We start from the raw sequence: 20,719 nt of genomic DNA, 5'->3' as shown, positions 1-20,719 counted from the left end.
ATCGCTCGTCGTTTACTAAAAACATGGAATTTCTATGAATGAGACCGGCTTGTATTGACCCATACCTGCCGTTGGCGTCAGCATAGATCTTCTGGTGAGCGGGCGTGGGCAGTCAAGAGCTGGCCCTTTCCACACTTCCCTACACGTCAGCTAGACAGCTCCTAGGCCGATTGGTAACGTCTAGCAATGACGTCACTTTGGCTGGTGTAACAAGTAGTTAAAATCGTTCGATTCGCTCGCTAGGACGGGCTAAAGCCAGACAATTAACCAAGAGTTAAGAACATGATGGAAACTACTCCTGAACGATGGGAACGCTTTCTTGACCCAGATTTGGTCAAACCCTCTCTTTTTCTAGCGACGATGTTCATCACAGCTTTTGAGATACTTAAAAACTCGACGATTGACCGTCTTCGCAATTTCTATACAAATGGGCGGGACGAAACCGGCCCGATCATTAGCGTGGAGTACCAAAATAGAGTTTTGTCTCGTAACAAGAGCGCGCTTTATGCATCTCTTGATTGGTTGCAAGAAAGTGGAGCACTAGACAGCAAAGATCTTGAGCAGTACGAAAAACTCAAAAAAACTAGAAACTTGTTAGCACATCAACTGTTCGAGGTGGTCACAGGTCAGGTCGAGTCTAATCATGAAGCTCATTTCGAAGAGTTGTTAGAGCTGCTGCGAAAAATAGAAATATGGTGGGTTGTTAACTTTGAAATTGCCACCAACCCAGATTTTGACGAACAGCATATTGATGAAGCAAGCATAGTTCCCGGCCCGATCTTGTCACTGCAAATGCTTATTGAGGTGGCATCTGGTAATACTGAGCTTCTTGAGCACTGGCGCAAAGCACAAAAGTAGCGCAGAGCAGGCTCCAACAATTAATACGTGGACCCCATCCACAAGTAGCGGGCGAAGATTTCATTTACCACTACCGTATTTTTCTCTCTCTCGATGACCGCTATTGGCTTATAGCATTTAGCGGCGACCGGCAGCTCCCGATCCTTAGACGCCGTTGGTGATGTACAGAAATCGATCAGATTCAGTCCCGTGGAAATATGGCATGCCTCACGAAAGCAATATTAGTCGGTCAACGTTGACGATGGACATGCTGCTACCGCCTTAGACTCCTCGCCCTCATCCGCGCGGAGTCGCCATCACAGTGGATGGCAATGATCGTTTTTTGCTCATGCAAGACGAAAAAATTCTTGCCCGGCAATCAGCCTCTAGGCTATTTTTGCCTAAATTTCGAAAGTACTCCCCCATGCTAAAAGCACTTATTGTTCTAATCGGCGTAATGTGTATCGCAGTTTTGATAACGTGGCTCGGTAAGCCAGCGTGGCGCCCCGCAATTGAAAGCGCATCTTCTGTTTTCTCTCTGGTCGCAAGCGTTGCAGCGCTCACTGTATTCGCTCAGCTTTACGTAACTTTCACTCAGTCTAATGAGGCTGCAGCCGAAAAAGATCGATTAGCTAGAGCACTACTTGTATCTAGAATTACCGCACTTTCAGCCGAAATCACATCAAACATTCAGATCTGCAACCTAATGCAGGAAGAGAAGTATCTTTATCAGTCCGGCACGACGGTTCCCGGCATTAAATTTCAAGTATTCGTAGCGTCTGATCTGGTTAGCTCTGGCGAAATCACACACCATCAACTACGCGCCGAATTAATGTCGCTAATCATGCAAATGGAAGCACTTAACTCAATAATTGATCGGAGTGCGTACCAAATGAGTTTTAGCGGAGCGTTTGGTAAAGAAGGGAGCGAGGCCATGAAAATGTCTATGGTGGCATCAATGCAGTTGTTGCTATCTAAGACGCCTCCGCTGAAGGTCCAACTTGCCGCGACTCAGCCACTAATCGAAGAATTGCTTCAAGATCCAAACAAGTATGCAGATGAGAGTACCTGCGAGGTAGGTTAGTACCAGACGGACTAATTCGTTGAACCAGGATTCATGATATGGCTCACCAACCTGGCTGACTACAAGGACGCCTACCGTTGTCGCTTTCAGACACTAAAAGTTTGCGTTAGGGCCGCACAAAACTGAAGGCTAATGCACGAACGGATACTTCTGGTCGATTGCAGGCCTTCGTAAAGGTTCGTATAGCCCAAACGTTTGAGTACTTCTTATCAAGGGCTGCCCTTATTTACGCCTAGCAAAAGAAATGAAAGGGGTACAATCCAAGGACCAACATTTATGTCAATCTCCATCGCTAGCTTCTTCCACCCGTATGCAAAGTTTCTCCATGGCGCAGCCTACAATCTGCACCAAGTTTTGGAAGGCCTGGACGTTGTGTCATCAAGCTTCACCGAGCGTGACGCCGCTGGGAAAATCATTGCCGGCTATTGGTCGCCCGATCAAGCGATGGTGATTACGCTAGGCTATTTGGTAATGCTGTCGCTGTTGGTGATTCCAATGCTTGCAGCGGCAGCCTATACGGTAGGCAAGAAGCAGGGCCTACTCACATTTTTGACGCTATTACTCTTGCCAGGTGTATTGAACTGCGCGGGCCTATTTCCGACGATTAATTACCTTCCTACTCGTTACACTATCCATGGTGTGGGAAACCTAGGAAGTGAGATTGGGCTGATTCCCCTATTGATGCTGTGCGCCATCATTGGGTGGGGCATCATGGTTCTCGCGTATGACAACCTCAACCTTACCGATCGGTTCCGTCAGGTCTACGATCATTTCTGGTTCCCGATGGCATTGGTCGCCGCAGTGTTCTTCGTATCAGACAACGGCGCAAGTGAGGACAATGCTATGCTGAAAGGGACGACGGCAGGCATCCAGGAAGCAAGCGGCTATTTGCTAAGCCAAATTAGGCGCTACGACGACTACTGCAAGGCCAATGGACTAAGTGATTTGAAGTCGTGCCAGTGGAGCCGCTATTCGCAGTGGACTTTCACAAAAATCAAAGAAGGTGAAGCTAACTACTTCATAACATTCGCGCCAGATGACTCTAAAGGATTTTACTCAGCGAGTCGTTGGACGTTAAGCGATGACGATGTCATTTCGATTCGAAAAGAGATTGCCGAATACAATCAAAAACTATGCCCAGTAAAGAACCTATCCCGAGACATTTCACAGTCATCGCCGATCTCGAGTACCTGCGAGTATGTCCCTCACTATTTTTGTTCTGTCAAACCTGATGGCCCCCAAGGTCTTGTGAGCGACGGTATAGGCAGCCACACTGTAGCGTTGGCCAGCGAATGCATTATTCCTCGGCTCGCCGCTGCTAAGCCCTATTTGAAGCAGTTGTCGGCGCTGGTTGGCCAGCATGATCAAGCCAAGAATCATCGCTGGCTATATTTCCTCGCTGTCGCCGCTGCGGTTGGTGCAAAAGTGGCCTTGGCCACCACCAAGCTATGCCTGATTGATGCGCGACCCGTAGCTGACAGGCGTCGCGTCTTTCGCGCGGCTCGACTCCGCATAAGCCAGGGCGTGCATTTACTGAAACGCCTACTGGTCGGTTCAGGCCGATGGGTAAGTTACGTTGCAATGTGTACATCCAACCTCTTCAAGCGGGGATAGCAAGAGGAGCTCTGGACCATGCTGCAAGTGACAATCATTGGCTGTTAGCTCTGATCTGCGCAGGGCAACTATGGGTCGATAGCTGCCACTCATAGCGAGCAGCTAACGGCCAACAGGAGCCCTTCGTCAAAGTCAGTTCATGGCCTTTTTTGCTTTTCCTAAACGACGGGTATGGGTTAAGGCCATCTCATGATGGACGAATCGGCTGTGGGCGTCCGAGTAGCGGGTGCCTCCGGCCCAGGAACTCAATCTTGTGTCTACGAGAATCAAGGTGTGCTTGCTGCTAGCGCTCGTAATGCGAGATCGAGTGTCAGGTTCGTATGCCATATTCGGATGAGGCCCAACCACCGCTGTATAGCCATCATCGAGCCATCATGTCATCATGCTGCTCATACGGCTATTGAATCGTGCCCCCCTACATTATCGCCAGCTGTAAATACATTTAAATTAAAAGGATTTAAAATGCTTCAAAATTTGAAAATCGCTCTCCTTACGAAAGAACAAAACGTATGGTTCATACGCGCAGAAAAAGGAAAATATGCTAAACACTTTCGAGCCGGGGGTGTGATAGCAATCGAGCATTTGGAGAGGGCGTATAGTGGAAATATTCCCAGCGCGCTACCTACCGAAGAGTTTCTTAAGGTACAACTATTAGCAAATGAAAAATATAGCGAATTTCGCGAAAGCACAGACGGAAAAGAGAGTCGCAAGCTTAATAGAGCTGGATTCAATATTTTAAGTCAGATTAGACGGTTTTCAAATGAAATCAAGTGTGGAGACCTTATAGTTACGCGAAACGAAAAGGATGACGGCTATAGTTTCGGAATCTGCAGTGATACTATTCCTTATATCGACCACACCCCTATTCGCATACCAACCACCAAAAAAGATGGCACACTTGGCTTTGAACGATCCTCATTAGAGTATAAATTGAGAAAGCGAGTAATTTGGGGACCGTCAATTTCTCGATCTGAGCTACCTGGCGCAGTTAGAAAAGCTACAAGCGGCCAGCAAACAGTTACTTCCTTAAATAACCACAAAGAGAAAATATTTCACTTAATTTATCCGTTTTTCACGGATGGCGAGTCACTATTCTTTTCAAACAAAATCAAAACAAGTCACCGTGTAAATGCACTTGCTGTAGGCAAGCTCTTCCAAAATGTCGCACTAATCAAAAGCCTAACCGAGATCCTTCTTAGCGAAGAGCATTTCGATATAAATCGGTTGGCGCAGCTTGCCGAAAGCGCAGTACTTTTGGGGACGAGCGACATAGTCACCTGTCAAGCTGAGTTTATGTCGCCAGGTGATATGTGGTGTAGAATACCGCTAATTGGCGAATCCCTTACAAATCAAATTTTTGCTTCCGTCTTGGCTTGCCTACTACTTACCGGACAAGTAGGCGCCGAGGAGATAGCCAGCCTGACAAATAACGAAGCCGCACCGACACTGGCTATAAAAAAAGACACAAACGATATATTCTCTGACAAGTATAAAACCCCCGCCATATCTCAGAAACTAAAATCTATTGCCAAGGCCGCCAGCTCTCAAGCTGAAAACATTGAAAGTCAAGATCACTCAATCATTGAGGTAAAAAAGAGTCTCAACCTAAGCCTCACTAAGGTAGATACTGAAAAGCTCGAAGCATTCGAGTTTGGTATCAACGTGCTGGAGATAGGGAAATCTCATGAAAATCGTTGAGCCAATCAGCAGCGCACTATTAATAACAGGATGTGTCTATGCCGCTGGCACAAGCCAAAACAGTGCTTTCATGCGAGAGTTCGGCATTAATCCAGAATTCAGCCAACCATCTATCGACAAGATACTATATGATGGAGGGCTTATCACCTTTGAAATATTTTACGGCCACTTAAAGTTATTCTTCTTGTTATATTTCATCATTGCTATCTTGCTGGCAGTAGCCTGGTCTGTAGCCAAATTAACTAGCCCTGGCTCCGCGATAGCGAATATACCCAGCTATTTTGGTCAAATAAAAAGCGCACTGCAATACACCCCGCTTGGCTTCCTGTTGCTCCTTTATATAATATACCTGTGTTTTTCGTCCTACCAAAAATCACAAGAAGTCGGAATCAAGCTTTCAGAGACTTTTATTGAGAGATGCCACTGGGTAATCTTAAAGGACAAGGAAAGCACAACTAAGGCTTGCGCCTTCAGGAAGGATAAAGACTCTATTTGGTACTACAATATCAAAGATGGCGATTTGAACATAAACTCAAAATTACTAACAGAGCTAGGCCAGGTTACCTATTTGGAGCCCCAAAAAAACTCGATCGCATCGGAGCTTCACTAGAGAACGTTTGTAAGCCAGGCGCTGTTTTAACCAGTAGGACCCCACTGCGAAGGGCTGCTATAGGTCGAGAGCTGCCATTCGAGGCAGGCAGCTAACGGCCAAAAGCAGACACTAAATCTAGCCCCCAAAACCGAGGCGATTCACTTTGATGATGCGATACGCACATCTTTCGCTAGATCGCCTCTAGGATTCGGTACGGATTGGCCCCCTACTTGCTGACCTTCTTCAGTTCACTGCTCTGGCCATCCAGTAGCTTTATATAATTTCTTAAATTAACGTCAAAGTTTTCTCTTTCTCTAGAACGTACATTTAGAAAATCTTTGTTACTGGGTATTTGCTTTACATCTGCAATCAAATCATCGTAACTTCTGTAGGCCATACTATTTATAGCCATTATTCTTTCTGATGCGTCTTTCGCATCATTCATTTTGCCCTGCACTATAGCGATTGTGAGGAGCCCTCGAAGCGGGTCGACGCTTGAGAGGTAGTCGCTTTGCGAGTCGAACGCCGCTTTTGACTTGTTGAAGTACTCTATAGCTTTATCATAGACGCCAAGTCGCATAAAATACCAACCTAGCTGCTGGGATCGCCAGCCAGTGCTTGGAGCACTCTCGTGAAACTTGGCTTGTATCTTATATATATCAGGCTCATAGTCCGTGTAGCTATTGGCATTAACTATGGCGAACAATAGATTGTCATATATTGTGACTTGCATTTTTTTAGGGAATTTTTCTATCACTTTCTCCGCAGTCAGTTCGTGAAGTTCTTGCGCGGCCAAATCATACTCACCGCTTAATAGAAGCGACTGAACAGAAAAAAGTTTTTCATATGGAGCCAATTTTACTTCTGCTTGTGACTGCACTTGCTGCTCAATAAATTTATAGGATGCTGACAAGGACAGTAAGAATCCACCTATGGCAGAGAAAGCAATCATAAGAGCTTTGCTTACAGCAGGATGTCTCTCAAGAAGCGCCATGAGATCTGCTAGAAAGCTTTTGGAGGGAGCGGTCGTCTGAACGGTGTCGGTATTTGGACTGGGTATTTGGTGTCGCGTTGTGCTTTGGTTTGTCATTTTATGCTTCTAGGCGATGCGGCGATTTTTCAACATTTTATACTGCACAAACGGAAATACGGAATACCCCCAGATTCCTTAGAGAAATCCAATCCTCAACGAAAGGTTGTTACGTAACTGCGGCGCGGTACGTGTTTAGTCGTTTGCTGCCTGTGGTGAAGTGCAGCATTGGGTCGAAAGAAGCCCTCTACCAACCATAGATTTGGGTCGTTTTCTGCCGATCGGCTTGATTAGCTTGCCTATCTATCTTGCATGCACGAATGGCCTCTACGCTCAATGTGGACAGCAATCCGGCTGGCAGCCACAGGCAAGACAAAGCACAAAAAAACTGCGAAGGGAGCAAAACCCCTTACAATCCACGATCTGATTTCCTACACATTTCCCCACCGAAGCCCAAGAGATAGCCCCGTGAGTGACTCAGACAGCTCGTCCGCGCCACTGGTTGACGTAGTGAGGCTTGCCGCATCCCTCCAACAGTTCGCAGATGATCGCGACTGGCAGCAGTTCCACTCCCCCAAAAATCTCATCCTGGCTCTCACTGGCGAGGTAGGCGAGCTGTGCGAGATTTTTCAATGGATGAGCGATGCCGACTCGATCTCCGCCGCAACAGATCCCGAAATCGGCCAAGCCGTGAAGGACGAACTGGCGGACGTACTGATGTACCTGGTTCGCCTGAGCAGCGTACTCGGCATTGACCTCAACGAGGCCGTGACACAGAAACTCGCCTCGAATGGCCAGAAGTACCCCGTAGATAAAGCCAGAAGCAACAGCAAAAAGTACGACCGACTCTGACCAACACGCACCTAAGGACAACCCGTGATCGTTTACGCTGCGACCAAACAGCAATTTCTCAAAGACAACGATAACGATGACATTGAGGAGGTGATCCTCAGGCATTACAAGGAAGCAACCGGCAAGAACGTTGGCACCTCGGAAATCAGGTCGTGGCAAGGGTCCCTAACGTACATGGCCAAGGTCCTTAGAGATGAGGGCCTGCCGAGCGATGCGGGCCTGGCCATTGAATTGCACATTCCGCAGTCGTCGAAGCGAATCGACTTTCTACTCACCGGTCGCGACGAAAAACAGGCAAAAAAGGCCGTACTGATCGAGCTGAAGCAATGGAGCAAGGCCAACGCCACGACCAAAGACGCCATCGTCAAAACGGCGTTGGGTGGCGGCCTCATTGAAACCATTCACCCGTCCTATCAGGTATGGTCCTATGCAGCGCTGCTGGAAGGCTTCAACGAGGCGGTGTATGACAAAAGCATCGAAATCCGTCCGTGTGCCTACCTCCATAACTACGTCAGCGACGGGGTCATAGATTCAGCCCACTATGAGCCCCACATCAGCAAGGCTCCGCTGTTTCTGAAAGGCCCGGAAGAGCTCAGTAAACTCAGAGCCTTTCTGAAAAAGCATATAAGTCATGGCGACAACAAAGAGGTTCTTTACGAGCTGTCCGAAGGAAAAATTCGCCCCTCCAAGGCGCTAGCCGAAGCCCTTGGGGGGTTGATGAAAGGCAAGCCCGAGTTCGTATTGATTGACGATCAGAAAGCAATTTTTGAGTCGGCGCTGGCGGCGGCAAGCGAGGCCTCGGACCAAGCATCCAAGGTGATGATCATCGAAGGTGGACCGGGCACCGGAAAAACTGTTCTGGCTATCAATCTGCTGGTGAAGCTCACCGAATTGAAGCTGATGAGCAAATACGTCTCCAAGAATGCTGCCCCTCGCAAGGTCTACGAAAGCAAACTGGTTGGCACTATCAAGCGTAGCCATTTCTCGAATTTCTTTTCAGGCTCTGGGGCATTCATCGACACTGAGCCCAACACATTCGATGCGCTTATCGTAGACGAGGCTCACCGGCTGAATGAGAAAAGCGGGCTTTATGGAAACCTTGGGGAGAACCAGATCAAGGAGCTGATTGACTCAGCGAAATGCTCCATTTTCTTCATTGATGAGGACCAGCGTGTAACCTTGAGCGATATCGGCAGCAAGCAGGCGATTCGCGCCTTTGCGAAAGCCAAGGGTGCGGTGGTTGAAGAACACGTGCTGTCTTCGCAGTTTCGCTGCAGTGGTTCTGACGGTTACCTGGCATGGCTGGATGACACGCTAGGCATTCGCTCGACGGCAAATCCGACGCTTGAGACCCAAGAGTACGAGTTTAAGGTGTTCGACTCACCTCAGGCGATGCATGACGCAATCAACGAGAAAAACCACGGGAACAAAGCTCGTGTGGTCGCGGGCTATTGCTGGCCTTGGTTGAGCAAGAAAGACCCCACCGCTGCTGATATCGTGATTGGTGACTACAAACGCCAATGGAACCTGGATCAGGATGGCAGCCTATGGATCATCGCTGAGAACTCCATTGAGCAGGTTGGCTGCATTCATACCTGCCAAGGTTTGGAAGTCGACTACGTCGGGGTGATCATCGGGCCAGACCTAGTCGTACGTGACGGTAAGGTCGTGACATCCCCAGATGAGCGCGACAAGCACGATAAATCGATTCGCGGCTGGAAAAAAATGATGAAAGAGCAACCTACACTCGCGAAAAGTGAAACAGACCTGATCATCAAAAATACGTATCGAACCCTGATGACACGCGGGATGAAGGGTTGCTACCTGTACTGCACCGACAAAGAGACTGCGCAGTACTTCGAGAGTCGGCTTAGCCAGCACGGTAATCATTGACGGTATCGTCGTCAGGAGCTCCTGTACGTGCGAGTGGGGACATCGTACGCGCAGGGGCGACAATCAACAGCACGACCATTTGCTTGATAGATTTGGACCCGATTCGCGTTTGGGGGGGGGTTCACAAAAGCACCATCCATCGGAGTCCAGACCACGCTGCGTTCCAGCTGGTATTCCAAGCAAGTTGACCAATAAATTATTAACTAGAAAAAAACAGATAGATACCGACTGGTTTCAAATTACCCCGGCGCTCTCGATGCATGGGTCGCGCACTCCGTAGCACGACCAGTGAAAAGCTGCTTACGGTCCAACACAAGAAGTTCAGCCCGCAAATCTATTCGCCCACACCGGCCCTCATCACTTAGCGCAGGGAACATCCGTAGCTGGACAGCGAATCGAACCAGGTTAGCCTACCCCTTTACGATACGCCTGCTCAGTTAAGAGGTTCGCGAAACGATGCGCGCAGCTATCTTGCCTAACCGAATCACAAGATTGATTAATGAAACAAGCGAAGCCTCTAAAAAACCAAGAACTCCAGAAACAACAAAGCCACCCGAAGGTGGCTTAGTCGTTTAAATAATGGTCGGGACGGAGTGATTCGAACACTCGACCCCTTGCACCCCATGCAAGTGCGCTACCGGGCTGCGCTACGCCCCGACTGGGCTTTGAAGCATGTTCTCAATGCTACCGAGAACGTTGAAGAATGTACCCTAACCTCCTGATAAATGAAAGCTTTTTCTCAAAAATTTTCACTCATCAAAAACTCAGGTCACTTCTTCAACACCACCAACACATCCTCCAACTCGACAATCATCTGCCGAATCAGCTGCTTGTACTGGCTTGACTCATCCTTGGCCTCATCACTGGAAAGCCTCAACCGAGCCCCGCCAATGGTGAACCCCTGATCATAAAGCAGCGCACGAATCTGGCGAATCATCAGCACATCCTGCCGCTGATAGTACCGCCGGTTCCCCCGCCGCTTCACGGGATTGAGCTGATCGAACTCCTGCTCCCAATACCGCAGCACGTGCGGTTTTACCGCACAAAGCTCACTCACCTCACCAATGGTGAAGTACCTTTTGCCCGGTATGGGGGGCAGTTCGTCGTTATGGCTTGGTTCCAGCATAGGCCTCAACCCGGGCCTTCAACTTCTGCCCTGGACGAAAGGTGACGACGCGCCGTGCGGTGATCGGGATTTCTTCCCCTGTCTTGGGGTTGCGGCCCGGCCGCTGGCGTTTGTCGCGAAGGTCGAAGTTGCCGAAACCGGACAGCTTGACCTGCTCGTTCTCTTCAAGTGCGTGCCGAATTTCTTCAAAAAACAGCTCGACCAGCTCCTTGGCCTCACGCTTGTTAAGCCCCAGCTCCTCGTACAGCCTTTCGGCCATCTCAGCTTTCGTCAGAGCACCCATGCCGTTATTTCCTTAACGTGGTGTTCAACCTTTGTTCGAGCGAGGTGAGGATGTTTTGCAGTGCGGCGTTCACCTCATCGTCGTTAAGAGTGCGCGATGGATGCTGCCAGGTCAAGCCGACGGCAAGGCTTTTTCTATCAGGATCAATGCCTTTACCTTGGTAGACATCAAACAGCCTGAGGTCTGTGAGCCATTCGCCTGCATTGTCACGAATTACTTCAAGCACCGAGCTAGAAGCTACATCACGTCCTGCGATCAAGGCCAGGTCGCGGCGGGTTTCCGGGAACTTGGACAGCTCGCTGAATTTCGGCAGGCGGCCTTCGACCACGTCGCCCAGCACCAGCTCGAACAGGAACACCGGGCGGTCCAGGTCCAGGGCTTTTGCCAGCTCTGGGTGGATGGCGCCGAGGTAGCCGACCAGCTTGCCGTCACGCTCGATGGCGGCGGTCTGGCCTGGGTGCAGGGCTGGGTGCTTGCCGGCGCTGAAGGTGAAGTCGCTCAGGGCGCCGGAGTAGCCCAGCAGGGCTTCCACGTCGGCCTTCACGTCGAAGAAGTCGACGCCGTCGCGGCCGTTGGCCCAGCCTTCTGGCAGGCGGCTGCCGGTGACAACGCCGGCGATCATCGGCTGCTGCTTCAGGTCGCCGAGCTGGCCGACGAAGCGCAGGCCGCTTTCGAACAGGCGCACGCGGTCTTGCTGGCGGTTCAGGTTGTGCTGCAGTGCCTTGACCAGGCCCGGCCACAGGGACGCACGCATGGCGGCCATGTCGCTGGAGATGGGGTTGGCCAGCAACAGCGGCTCTACGCCCGGGCTGAACAGTTCGAACAGTTTCGGGTCGATGAAGCTGTAGGTGATGGCTTCCTGGTAGCCGCGGGCAACCAGCAGGCGGCGCAGGGTCGGCAGGTCACCGCGGGTTTCCGGCTTGCCCTGGGGGGCCAGGCGGGCTTGCGGGTAGCGAACCGGCAGGTTGTTGTAGCCGTACAGGCGGGCCAGCTCTTCGATCAGGTCCACTTCCAGGCTGATGTCGAAGCGGTGGCTTGGGACGTTGACGGTCCACTGCCCTTCCCCGTTTTTAGTCGTGGTCAGCTCCAGAGCGTTGAGCAGTTGCTCGACCTGGGCTGGGTCCATTTCCATGCCGAGCATCTGGGTGATGCGTTCGGCGCGCAGGGTGACCGGGGCCACTTGCGGCAGGTGCTGTTCGCTGACGGCTTCGACGACCGGGCCGGCTTCGCCGCCGACGATGTCCAGCAGCAGCTGGGTGGCGCGCTCCATGGCTTCGCGGGCCAGCTGCGAGTCCACGCCGCGCTCGTAGCGGTGCGAGGCGTCGGTGTGCAGGCCGTAGGAACGGGCTTTACCTGCGACGGAGATTGGCTCGAAGAAGGCGCTTTCCAGGAACAGGTCGCGGGTTTTTTCGGTGTTCACACCGCTGTGCTCGCCACCCATGACGCCGGCGATGGCCAGGGCGCGGGTGTGGTCGGCGATTACCAGGGTGTCGGCGCGCAGGGCAACTTCCTGGCCGTCGAGCAGGACGAGCTTCTCGCCCTCTTCAGCCATGCGTACGCGGATGCCGCCGTTGATTTCTGCCAGGTCGAAGGCGTGCATCGGCTGGCCGAGTTCGAGCATCACGTAGTTGGTGATGTCGACGGCAGCGTCGATGCTGCGCACGTCGCTGCGGCGCAGGCGTTCGACCATCCACAGGGGGGTCGGCTTGCTCAGGTCGACGTTGCGGATGACGCGGCCCAGGTAGCGTGGGCAGGCAGCCGGGGCGCTGACTTCGACCGGGCGCACTTCGTCGTGGGCAGCCGGTACGGCTGGCACTACCGGGCGGGTGACCGGGGTGTCGTACAGGGCGCTGACGTCGCGGGCCAGGCCTGCGATGGACAGGCAGTCGCCGCGGTTGGGGGTGAGGCCGATTTCGATGCTGGCGTCGTCCAGGCTCAGGTACTGGCGAATGTCTTCGCCAACCGGGGCGTCGGCAGCCAGTTCCAGCAGACCTTCGTTCTCTTCGCTGATCTGCAGCTCGGCAGCCGAGCACAGCATGCCGAAGGACTCGACGCCGCGCAGCTTGGCCTTCTTGATCTTGAAGTCGCCTGGCAGTTCGGCGCCGATCATGGCGAACGGGATCTTGATGCCTGGGCGGGCGTTAGGGGCGCCGCAAACAACCTGGAAGGTTTCCTGGCCGTTGCTTACCTGGCACACGCGCAGCTTGTCGGCGTCCGGGTGTTGTTCGGTGGCGAGGATTTCGCCCACGACGATGCCGCTGAACTGGCCGGCAGCGGGGGTAACGCTGTCGACTTCGAGGCCGGCCATGGACAGGCGGGCGACCAGTTCGTCACGGGAGACTTGCGGGTTTACCCAACCGCGCAGCCACTGTTCACTGAATTTCATGCTGTTCTCCTGAAAGTTGCGTCGGGCATTGACCTAGCGGAATTGCGCGAGGAAGCGCAGGTCGTTGTCGAAGAACAGACGCAAATCGTTGACGCCGTAGCGCAGCATGGCCAGGCGCTCGGCGCCCATGCCGAAGGCGAAGCCCTGGAACTCTTCAGGGTCGATGCCGGACATGCGCAGCACGTTCGGGTGCACCATGCCGCAGCCCATCACTTCCAGCCAGCCGGTCTGCTTGCACACGCGGCAGCCTTTGCCGGAACACATCACGCACTGGATGTCGACTTCGGCGGACGGCTCGGTGAAGGGGAAGAACGATGGGCGGAAACGTACCGCCAGTTCTTTTTCGAAGAACACGCGCAGGAATTCTTCGATGGTGCCCTTGAGGTCGGCGAAGTTGATATCGCGATCGATCAGCAGGCCTTCGACCTGGTGGAACATCGGCGAGTGGGTGATATCCGAGTCGCAGCGGTACACGCGGCCCGGGCAGACAATGCGGATTGGCGGCTGGGTGGACTCCATGGTCCGCACCTGCACCGGCGAGGTGTGGGTGCGCAGCAGCATGTTGGCATTGAAGTAGAAGGTGTCGTGCATCGCCCGGGCCGGGTGGTGGCCGGGGATGTTGAGCGCTTCGAAGTTGTGGTAGTCGTCTTCCACCTCTGGGCCTTCGGCAATGCCGTAGCCGATGTGGGTGAAGAACTGCTCGATGCGTTCGAGTGTACGGGTGATCGGGTGCAGGCCACCGGTGGCCTGGCCGCGGCCTGGCAGGGTGACGTCAATGCATTCGGCAGCCAGGCGAGCGCTGAGCTCGGCTTCTTCGAAGGCGGCCTTGCGGGCATTGAGCACAACAGTAACGCGCTCTTTGGCGTCGTTGATCAGCGCGCCGACTTTCGGCCGCTCTTCGGCTGGCAGGTTGCCCAGGGTCTTCATCACCTGGGTCAGCTCGCCTTTCTTGCCGAGATAATTCACCCGGATCTGTTCCAGGGTATTGATGTCTTCAGCGCGCTCCACGGCCTCTAGGGCTTGGGAGACCAACGCATCCAGGTTTTCCATGTACAGACTCCAGATACGAAAATAGGGGAAGAGCTTTGAAGGCTCTTCCCCTATCGATGACGTTCAATGCCCGACGGCGCTAGCGCCGCCGGGTGATTGTCGCGGGTACTTAAGCCAGAACGGCTTTAGCTTTCTCGACAATCGCAGCAAACGCCGCTTTTTCGTTCACTGCCAGATCGGCCAGAACCTTACGGTCGATTTCGATCGAAGCCTTTTTCAGGCCAGCAATCAGACGGCTGTAGGACAGACCGTTGGTGCGGGCACCGGCGTTGATACGAGCGATCCACAGTGCGCGGAACTGACGCTTCTTCTGACGACGGTCACGGTAGGCATATTGACCTGCCTTGATGACAGCCTGCTTGGCAACGCGGAATACGCGCGAGCGTGCACCGTAGTAGCCTTTAGCCAGTTTCAGAATTTTCTTGTGACGCTTACGAGCGATGACGCCACGCTTAACACGAGCCATGAGTAACTTCCTCTATCTAAACCAGAATTAACGTACGCGCAGCATGCGCTCGACTTTTGCCACGTCAGACGGGTGCAGCAGGCTGGCACCGCGCAGTTGACGCTTACGCTTGGTCGACATTTTGGTCAGGATGTGGCTCTTGAAAGCGTGCTTGTGCTTGAAGCCGGAAGCGGTCTTCAGGAAGCGCTTCGCAGCACCGCTCTTGGTTTTCATTTTTGGCATGTTGGAACTCCGCATTCGATAAAATTACACAATAATCATCAGGCCTGCCGTGCCCGGGAGATTACTTCTTCTTTTTGGGGGCGATGACCATCATAAGCTGGCGTCCTTCCATCTTCGGATGCTGCTCAACGGAGCCGTATTCGGCGAGGTCGGCTTCGACCCGCTTCAACAGCTCCATGCCCAGCTCCTGGTGGGCCATCTCACGGCCGCGGAATCTCAGAGAGATCTTGGCCTTGTCCCCATCGGTAAGGAAACGTACCAGGTTGCGTAGTTTTACCTGGTAATCCCCTTCTTCCGTCCCTGGACGAAACTTGATTTCTTTGATCTGGATCTGCTTCTGGTTTTTCTTGGCTTCGTTGGCCTGCTTCTTCTTCTCGAAGAGGTGCTTGCCGTAGTCCATCACCTTGCAGACGGGCGGTTGCGCGTCGGCGGAGATTTCCACCAGATCCAGCTTCGCTTCATCAGCGATACGAAGCGCTTCATCAATCGAGACGATGCCAATCTGCTCGCCGTCAGCGCCAATTAACCGAACCTCGCGTGCCGAGATATTCTCGTTGATCGGGGCTTTCGGTGCAGTTCGTTTATCGTTTCTCATTTCACGCTTAATAGTCATTACTCCGATTCTAGGCGACCGCGCTGGGCAACAGCGCTGTTGAGCAGCTGCGTGAATTCAGCCACCGGCATGGAGCCGAGGTCTTTGCCTTCACGGGTGCGTACGGCGACGGTCTGCGTTTCGACTTCGCGATCCCCTATAACCAAAAGGTACGGGACCTTGAGCAAAGTATGCTCGCGGATTTTAAAGCCGATCTTCTCATTTCTCAAGTCCGACTTGGCACGGAAACCGCTACCGTTCAGGGTATTTTCCACCTCGAGGGCGAAATCGGCCTGCTTGTCGGTGATGTTCATGATCACGGCCTGGGTTGGGGCCAGCCAGGCCGGGAACACGCCGGCGTAGTGCTCGATCAGCATGCCGATGAAGCGCTCGAACGAACCGAGGATGGCGCGGTGCAGCATGACCGGGCGAACACGGCTGTTATCTTCGGCGATATAGCTGGCATCCAGGCGTTCTGGCAGGTTCGGGTCGTACTGCAGGGTACCGCACTGCCAGTTACGGCCGAGGCAGTCGCGCAGGGTGAACTCGATCTTCGGGCCGTAGAAGGCGCCCTCGCCCGGCTGGTATTCCCATTCCAGGCCCGATTCGTTCAAGGCATCGGCCAGTGCGCCTTCGGCACGGTCCCACAGCTCTTCGGAACCCACGCGCTTGGCCGGGCGGGTCGACAGCTTCATGGCGATGTCGGTGAAGCCGAAGTCCTTGTACACGTCCAAGGTCAGCTTGATGAAGTCGGCGGCTTCCTTCTTCACCTGTTCTTCGGTGCAGAAGATGTGCGCGTCGTCCTGCACGAAGCCACGCACGCGCATGATGCCGTGCAGGGCGCCGGACGGCTCGTTACGGTGGCAGGCACCGAACTCGGCCAGGCGCAGCGGCAGGTCGCGGTAGCTCTTCAGGCCCTGGTTGAACACCTGCACGTGGCACGGGCAGTTCATCGGCTTGACCGCGTAGTCACGGCTTTCCGACGAAGTGGTGAACATGTTCTCGGCGTAGTTGGACCAGTGGCCGGAACGTTCCCAGAGAATGCGGTCGACAACCTGCGGGGTCTTGATTTCCTGGTAGCCGTTGACGCGCTGGACCTGGCGCATGTACTGCTCGAGTACCTGGTACACGGTCCAGCCGTTGGCGTGCCAGAACACCATGCCCGGGGCTTCTTCCTGCAGGTGGAACAGGTCGAGCTGCTTGCCGATCTTGCGGTGGTCGCGTTTTTCGGCTTCTTCGATGCGCTGGATGTACGCAGCCAGCTGCTTCTTGTCGGCCCAGGCGGTGCCGTACACGCGTTGCAGCTGCTCGTTCTTGGCATCGCCGCGCCAGTAGGCGCCGGACAGCTTGGTCAGCTTGAATGCCTTGAGGAAGCGAGTGTTCGGCACGTGCGGGCCGCGGCACATGTCGACGTATTCTTCGTGGTAGTACAGGCCCATGGCCTGCTCGTCCGGCATGTCTTCGACCAGGCGCAGCTTGTAGTCTTCGCCACGGGCCTTGAACACGTCGATGACTTCGGCGCGCGGGGTCACCTTCTTGATGACGTCGTAGTCCTTGTCGATCAGCTCCATCATGCGCTTTTCGATGGCGGCCATGTCTTCAGGGGTGAAGGGGCGCTCGTAGGCGATGTCGTAGTAGAAGCCTTCGTCGATGACCGGGCCGATCACCATCTTGGCGGTCGGGTACAGCTGTTTCACCGCGTGGCCGACCAGGTGGGCGCACGAGTGACGGATGATCTCCAGTCCCTCTTCATCTTTAGGGGTGATGATCTGCAGGGTGGCGTCGTTGCTGATCAGGTCGCAGGCATCGACCAGTTTGCCGTCGACCTTGCCGGCCACGGTGGCCTTGGCCAGGCCGGCGCCGATGGAAGCGGCGACTTCGGCTACGGATACGGCATGATCGAACGAACGTTGACTGCCATCGGGAAGAGTAATAACGGGCATGGCGCCTCCTCTCCTAGTGGTGACCCCTACCAAAGGTCACGTGGGTTGGGATGAGCCAGTACAAGATCCGACCTGCCTTCCCGCAACGGGAAGCCTGCCTCACAGTGGCAGAAGCCTTTCGGCTTGCCAGGGACGAACCAGAGTGACTGGAAAGAAAAAAGATAGCTGCAAGCTGCAAGTTGTCAGCTGCAAGCCGGGCATGCTAGCACGCGGGTTGCATGCCAGGCAGAAATATTTGGAAATTACGCCGCAGCGGTGAACTAACGCGGAAAAATTCCTATCAGACTTTGGGAAGCAACCTACTCTTGATGAGACCTTAACCCAAGGAGTAACTGGTTATGCGAGTTCCGTCTCTTCTGGCCCTGGCGGCCGCTGGGGCCCTGCTGCTGCCCATGGCTGCGAACGCCGGCAACTTCCCGGCCGGGAAGGAAGCTGCCTACATGACCCAGTGCACGCAAGTGGCTCAAGGCCAAGGCGTTGACGCTGCGACCGCGAAAAAGCACTGCGACTGTGGCGCGCAAACCATCAAAAAGAATTTCACCGACGCGGAAATTGCCGACCTCGACAGCAACGATGGCGTGGACGCCAAGCTGATGCAGAAGGCCCAGATGGCCGTGAAACAGGCCTGTGCACCGAAGAGCTGAAACCTTAAAGCCAGAGCAGACCAGCCATTCTTTGAGCTGGATCAACATCCTGCGAAGGTAAAAGGCGCTAGATGCGCAGAATTAGACTATGATGTGTTCCGTGCTCCGTAGCCTCGGCCGCATTGCACCACTGAAAAAACTAAATGTTCTGGAGATTCACCCATGTCCAATCGCCAACAAGGCACCGTCAAATGGTTCAATGATGAGAAAGGCTACGGCTTCATCACCCCAGCAGGCGGCGGCGACGACCTGTTCGTTCACTTCAAGGCCATCGAATCTGACGGCTTCAAGAGCCTGAAAGAAGGCCAGACTGTTTCCTTCGTCGCCGAGCGCGGCCAGAAGGGCATGCAGGCTGCACAGGTTCGTCCGGAGTAATTCGGATAGCTGTAAAAAAACCCGCCCTTGTGGCGGGTTTTTTTATGGGCGTTTACCAGGCTGCACGCGCTCGTTTTTTGTAGGAGCGGCCTTGTGTCGCGAAAGGGCCGCGTAGCGGCCCAAGGGTTTCAGCTTCGCAGCATCAATGGCCGGGGCCGCTTTGCGGCCCTTTCGCGACACAAGGCCGCTCCTACAGGGACCGCGTCGATCCTCCGGGCTGTATCAACCGCAGTTGACGCGAACCACCTTGCCCTGCTCGTCCACATTCAGGTTCAAGCGTTCGGAGCGGTACTCGAGGGTAACCACGTCGTGCGGCTTGAGAATACGTGCCATCTGCGAACCACTGGCCTTGCGCGCCTGCTCCAGCAGCTCGGCGCTGGCAAGCTTGCCAATGGCGAAATCGGCGCCGCTGGCTTCGCAGCGGCCATCGTTGCCTGCCGGCGTGGCTGGCGCAGCGCCACCAGCAGAATTGCCACCAGTGCTGCAACCAGCCAGGACAGCAGCCACCGCCAGGGTTGCCAGGTAAGCACGGGTACGGAACATGAAGCCTCCTAAATCGGTCCGGGAACTGTCTGATCCGACAGTTCCGCTGATCTTTTGTTGCAAAACCGGTCAAGTCTGCCTGAACTCGCCAGCCGAGGCGAAAACGCAATCGTGACCGGATTTTGCACAACCCGCTGCGTTTGCCATATGCTTAAGCCGCAAGGTCACTGACGCAAAGTCATGATTTAGTGCAAGAAGTGGAGCGCACCCCGCCTCCATCGAACACCAGGGTCAGGTGTTCGCCCCTTCGTCCCGGGCCCCAAGCGAGAGCCTTTCATGAGCAGCCACAGCATCGAAGCCGATATCAAGGTCAAATGGGCCGAAGGCCAGAGCGCGTACAGCCCTGGCACGCCGGAGGAGTTGCTGCTGATTGCCATCGACCTGCTGGTGCGCGATCGCGGCGCCGAGGCGGCACGCAGCTTCTTCGACCAGGTGTTCGAGCGCTACGCGCCGCACACGGCTATTCCAATCGCGCCAAACGGGCGCTGAGCAGGTCGAACAGGCCCTGGGCATCGCCCTTTTCCACCCACATCACGTTGGCTGGCTGCTTGAGCACGCCGTACCAGTCGGCAAGGGTCTGGCCGAAGCTGGGGCCTTCGCGGCTGTCGATGGTCATGTGGATACGCCGGCCGCTGAACAGTTCGGGCTTGAGCAGGTAGGCGATGACACTGGCGTCGTGCACCGGGCCGCCGGGCATGCCGTACAGGTCCATGTCGTGGGTGATGTAGGCGTTGAGGATATCCACCACCCGCTTGCTGGCCTGGTTGTTCACCGCCGCCAGTTGCTTGAGGCGGGCGTCGCTGGTCAGCAGCTTGTGGGTGACGTCCAGCGGCAGGTAGGTCAGCGGCACGCCGCTGGCCAGCACCACTTCGGCGGCATGCGGGTCGGCATAGAGGTTGAACTCCGCCGCCGGGGTGATGTTGCCACCGTTGAAATGGGCACCGCCCATGACCACCACTTGCTTGATGCCTTTGGCGATGTCCGGGCGCTGGATCAGCGCCAGGGCCAGGTTGGTTTGCGGGCCGAGCATGGCGATGGTGATGCTGTGAGGCTTGGCGGCGCCAAGGGTGTCGACCAGGTATTGCACGGCATTGCCTTGGGCCAGCGGCGCTTTCGTTTCGTGCACCTGGCTGCCGGTGAGGCCTTCTTCGCCGTGCACCTCGGCGGCGTAGATCGGCTTGCGCACCAGCGGGCGAGCGGCGCCGGCGTAAACGGGGATGTCTTCGCGGCCGGCCCATTCGCGGGCCAGGCGGGCGTTGCGCGAGGTCTTTTCCAGGCGCACGTTGCCGGCCACGGTGGTGATGGCGAGGACGTTGAGCTCGTCGGGCGAGGCCATGGCCAGGAACAGCGCGACCACGTCGTCGGCGCCGGGGTCGGTGTCGATGATCAGGTCGATGGGGGCGGCCTGGAGGGTGGTGGCTGCGGCCATGAGGGCGATTCCTTGTAGCAGGGGTTTGAGCATGGGTGGCACTCCTGTTGCCTGGATTGG

At 54.6% G+C, this 20,719-nt stretch carries 21 protein-coding genes and 1 tRNA gene; 10 read left to right on the top strand and 12 right to left on the bottom strand.

What is annotated here, in order from left to right:
* Positions 1–282: 282 nt before the first annotated feature.
* The 5 genes from E5221_RS11380 (at position 283) to E5221_RS11360 (ending at position 5,843) form a co-directional block, all read left to right on the top strand.
* On the top strand, positions 283–858 hold the full coding sequence (locus E5221_RS11380; RefSeq protein WP_218191473.1) for a hypothetical protein: 576 nt from the start codon (positions 283–285) through the stop codon (positions 856–858).
* Positions 859–1,159: 301 nt separating this feature from the next.
* A complete protein-coding gene (locus E5221_RS11375; RefSeq protein WP_143492669.1) occupies positions 1,160–1,921 on the top strand; it encodes a hypothetical protein in 762 nt (253 codons plus the stop codon).
* A gap of 276 nt (positions 1,922–2,197) precedes the next feature.
* Positions 2,198–3,535 (top strand): hypothetical protein, encoded by a 1,338-nt coding sequence (locus E5221_RS11370; protein ID WP_085721286.1) that lies wholly within the window; start codon positions 2,198–2,200, stop codon positions 3,533–3,535.
* 462 nt (positions 3,536–3,997) lie between these two features.
* Positions 3,998–5,233: a hypothetical protein gene (locus E5221_RS11365; RefSeq protein ID WP_247847431.1), complete on the top strand. Its 1,236-nt coding sequence runs from the start codon at positions 3,998–4,000 to the stop codon at positions 5,231–5,233.
* Positions 5,220–5,843 carry a hypothetical protein gene (locus E5221_RS11360; protein ID WP_247847429.1) on the top strand — a complete coding sequence of 208 codons (624 nt, stop codon included), beginning with the start codon at positions 5,220–5,222 and terminating at the stop codon, positions 5,841–5,843. The genes E5221_RS11365 and E5221_RS11360 overlap by 14 nt, the downstream gene beginning before the upstream one ends.
* A gap of 208 nt (positions 5,844–6,051) precedes the next feature.
* Here the strand turns inward: E5221_RS11360 and E5221_RS11355 are convergent, their stop codons facing one another.
* Entirely contained in the window at positions 6,052–6,915 is an 864-nt protein-coding gene (locus E5221_RS11355; protein ID WP_143492667.1) for a hypothetical protein, read from the bottom strand.
* Positions 6,916–7,323: 408 nt separating this feature from the next.
* On the opposite strand from E5221_RS11355, the gene E5221_RS11350 reads away from it, so the two are divergent.
* Together E5221_RS11350 and E5221_RS11345 are read left to right on the top strand one after the other, a co-directional pair.
* On the top strand, positions 7,324–7,707 hold the full coding sequence (locus E5221_RS11350) for a nucleotide pyrophosphohydrolase (RefSeq protein ID WP_085721283.1): 384 nt from the start codon (positions 7,324–7,326) through the stop codon (positions 7,705–7,707).
* 24 nt (positions 7,708–7,731) lie between these two features.
* Complete coding sequence (locus E5221_RS11345) at positions 7,732–9,600, top strand: DUF2075 domain-containing protein (protein ID WP_085721282.1); 1,869 nt, start codon at positions 7,732–7,734, stop codon at positions 9,598–9,600.
* Positions 9,601–10,180: 580 nt separating this feature from the next.
* Here the strand turns inward: E5221_RS11345 and E5221_RS11340 are convergent.
* The 9 genes from E5221_RS11340 to thrS form a co-directional block, all read right to left on the bottom strand.
* Positions 10,181–10,257, bottom strand: a tRNA-Pro gene (locus E5221_RS11340).
* A 112-nt stretch (positions 10,258–10,369) separates the two neighbouring features.
* Positions 10,370–10,726 (bottom strand): MerR family transcriptional regulator, encoded by a 357-nt coding sequence (locus E5221_RS11335; RefSeq protein WP_003250681.1) that lies wholly within the window; start codon positions 10,724–10,726, stop codon positions 10,370–10,372.
* Positions 10,707–11,009: an integration host factor subunit alpha gene (gene ihfA / locus E5221_RS11330; RefSeq protein ID WP_003250679.1), complete on the bottom strand. Its 303-nt coding sequence runs from the start codon at positions 11,007–11,009 to the stop codon at positions 10,707–10,709. The genes E5221_RS11335 and ihfA overlap by 20 nt, the downstream gene beginning before the upstream one ends.
* 4 nt (positions 11,010–11,013) lie before the next feature.
* Positions 11,014–13,395, bottom strand: coding sequence for a phenylalanine--tRNA ligase subunit beta (gene pheT, locus E5221_RS11325; protein ID WP_247847427.1), 2,382 nt, complete (start codon positions 13,393–13,395; stop codon positions 11,014–11,016).
* Positions 13,396–13,428: 33 nt separating this feature from the next.
* The gene (pheS, locus tag E5221_RS11320) at positions 13,429–14,445 is read right to left on the bottom strand and encodes a phenylalanine--tRNA ligase subunit alpha (protein WP_013972006.1); all 1,017 of its coding nucleotides are present in this window, start codon (positions 14,443–14,445) and stop codon (positions 13,429–13,431) included.
* 109 nt (positions 14,446–14,554) lie between these two features.
* Positions 14,555–14,911: a 50S ribosomal protein L20 gene (rplT, locus tag E5221_RS11315; protein ID WP_003250671.1), complete on the bottom strand. Its 357-nt coding sequence runs from the start codon at positions 14,909–14,911 to the stop codon at positions 14,555–14,557.
* 27 nt (positions 14,912–14,938) lie between these two features.
* On the bottom strand, positions 14,939–15,133 hold the full coding sequence (rpmI, locus tag E5221_RS11310) for a 50S ribosomal protein L35 (protein WP_003250667.1): 195 nt from the start codon (positions 15,131–15,133) through the stop codon (positions 14,939–14,941).
* A gap of 61 nt (positions 15,134–15,194) precedes the next feature.
* The gene (gene infC, locus E5221_RS11305) at positions 15,195–15,746 is read right to left on the bottom strand and encodes a translation initiation factor IF-3 (RefSeq protein ID WP_013972005.1); all 552 of its coding nucleotides are present in this window, start codon (positions 15,744–15,746) and stop codon (positions 15,195–15,197) included.
* Positions 15,746–17,668 (bottom strand): threonine--tRNA ligase, encoded by a 1,923-nt coding sequence (gene thrS, locus E5221_RS11300; RefSeq protein ID WP_013972004.1) that lies wholly within the window; start codon positions 17,666–17,668, stop codon positions 15,746–15,748. The genes infC and thrS overlap by 1 nt, the downstream gene beginning before the upstream one ends.
* Positions 17,669–18,006: 338 nt before the next feature.
* Here thrS and E5221_RS11295 point away from each other — a divergent pair, with 338 nt between their 5' ends.
* Both E5221_RS11295 and E5221_RS11290 read left to right on the top strand, forming a co-directional pair.
* Positions 18,007–18,312 (top strand): hypothetical protein, encoded by a 306-nt coding sequence (locus E5221_RS11295; protein ID WP_038409261.1) that lies wholly within the window; start codon positions 18,007–18,009, stop codon positions 18,310–18,312.
* A gap of 162 nt (positions 18,313–18,474) precedes the next feature.
* On the top strand, positions 18,475–18,687 hold the full coding sequence (locus E5221_RS11290; protein WP_003250656.1) for a cold-shock protein: 213 nt from the start codon (positions 18,475–18,477) through the stop codon (positions 18,685–18,687).
* A gap of 222 nt (positions 18,688–18,909) precedes the next feature.
* Here the strand turns inward: E5221_RS11290 and E5221_RS11285 are convergent, their stop codons facing one another.
* Positions 18,910–19,230 carry an I78 family peptidase inhibitor gene (locus E5221_RS11285; RefSeq protein WP_023660761.1) on the bottom strand — a complete coding sequence of 107 codons (321 nt, stop codon included), beginning with the start codon at positions 19,228–19,230 and terminating at the stop codon, positions 18,910–18,912.
* Between the two features lie 276 nt (positions 19,231–19,506).
* On the opposite strand from E5221_RS11285, the gene E5221_RS11280 reads away from it, so the two are divergent.
* Positions 19,507–19,719 (top strand): hypothetical protein, encoded by a 213-nt coding sequence (locus E5221_RS11280; RefSeq protein WP_003260960.1) that lies wholly within the window; start codon positions 19,507–19,509, stop codon positions 19,717–19,719.
* On the opposite strand, the gene E5221_RS11275 is transcribed toward E5221_RS11280, so the two are convergent.
* A complete protein-coding gene (locus E5221_RS11275; RefSeq protein WP_247847426.1) occupies positions 19,691–20,692 on the bottom strand; it encodes a nucleoside hydrolase in 1,002 nt (333 codons plus the stop codon). The two genes, E5221_RS11280 and E5221_RS11275, sit on opposite strands and share 29 nt — an antisense overlap.
* Between the last annotated feature and the right edge of the window lie 27 nt (positions 20,693–20,719).

Source organism: Pseudomonas sp. A2 (assembly GCF_023100865.1).
In the GTDB taxonomy this organism is placed as follows: domain Bacteria; phylum Pseudomonadota; class Gammaproteobacteria; order Pseudomonadales; family Pseudomonadaceae; genus Aquipseudomonas; species Aquipseudomonas asiatica.
Note: the sequence above shows the minus strand (reverse complement) of the source record. Positions and strands in the feature narration are given on the sequence as shown.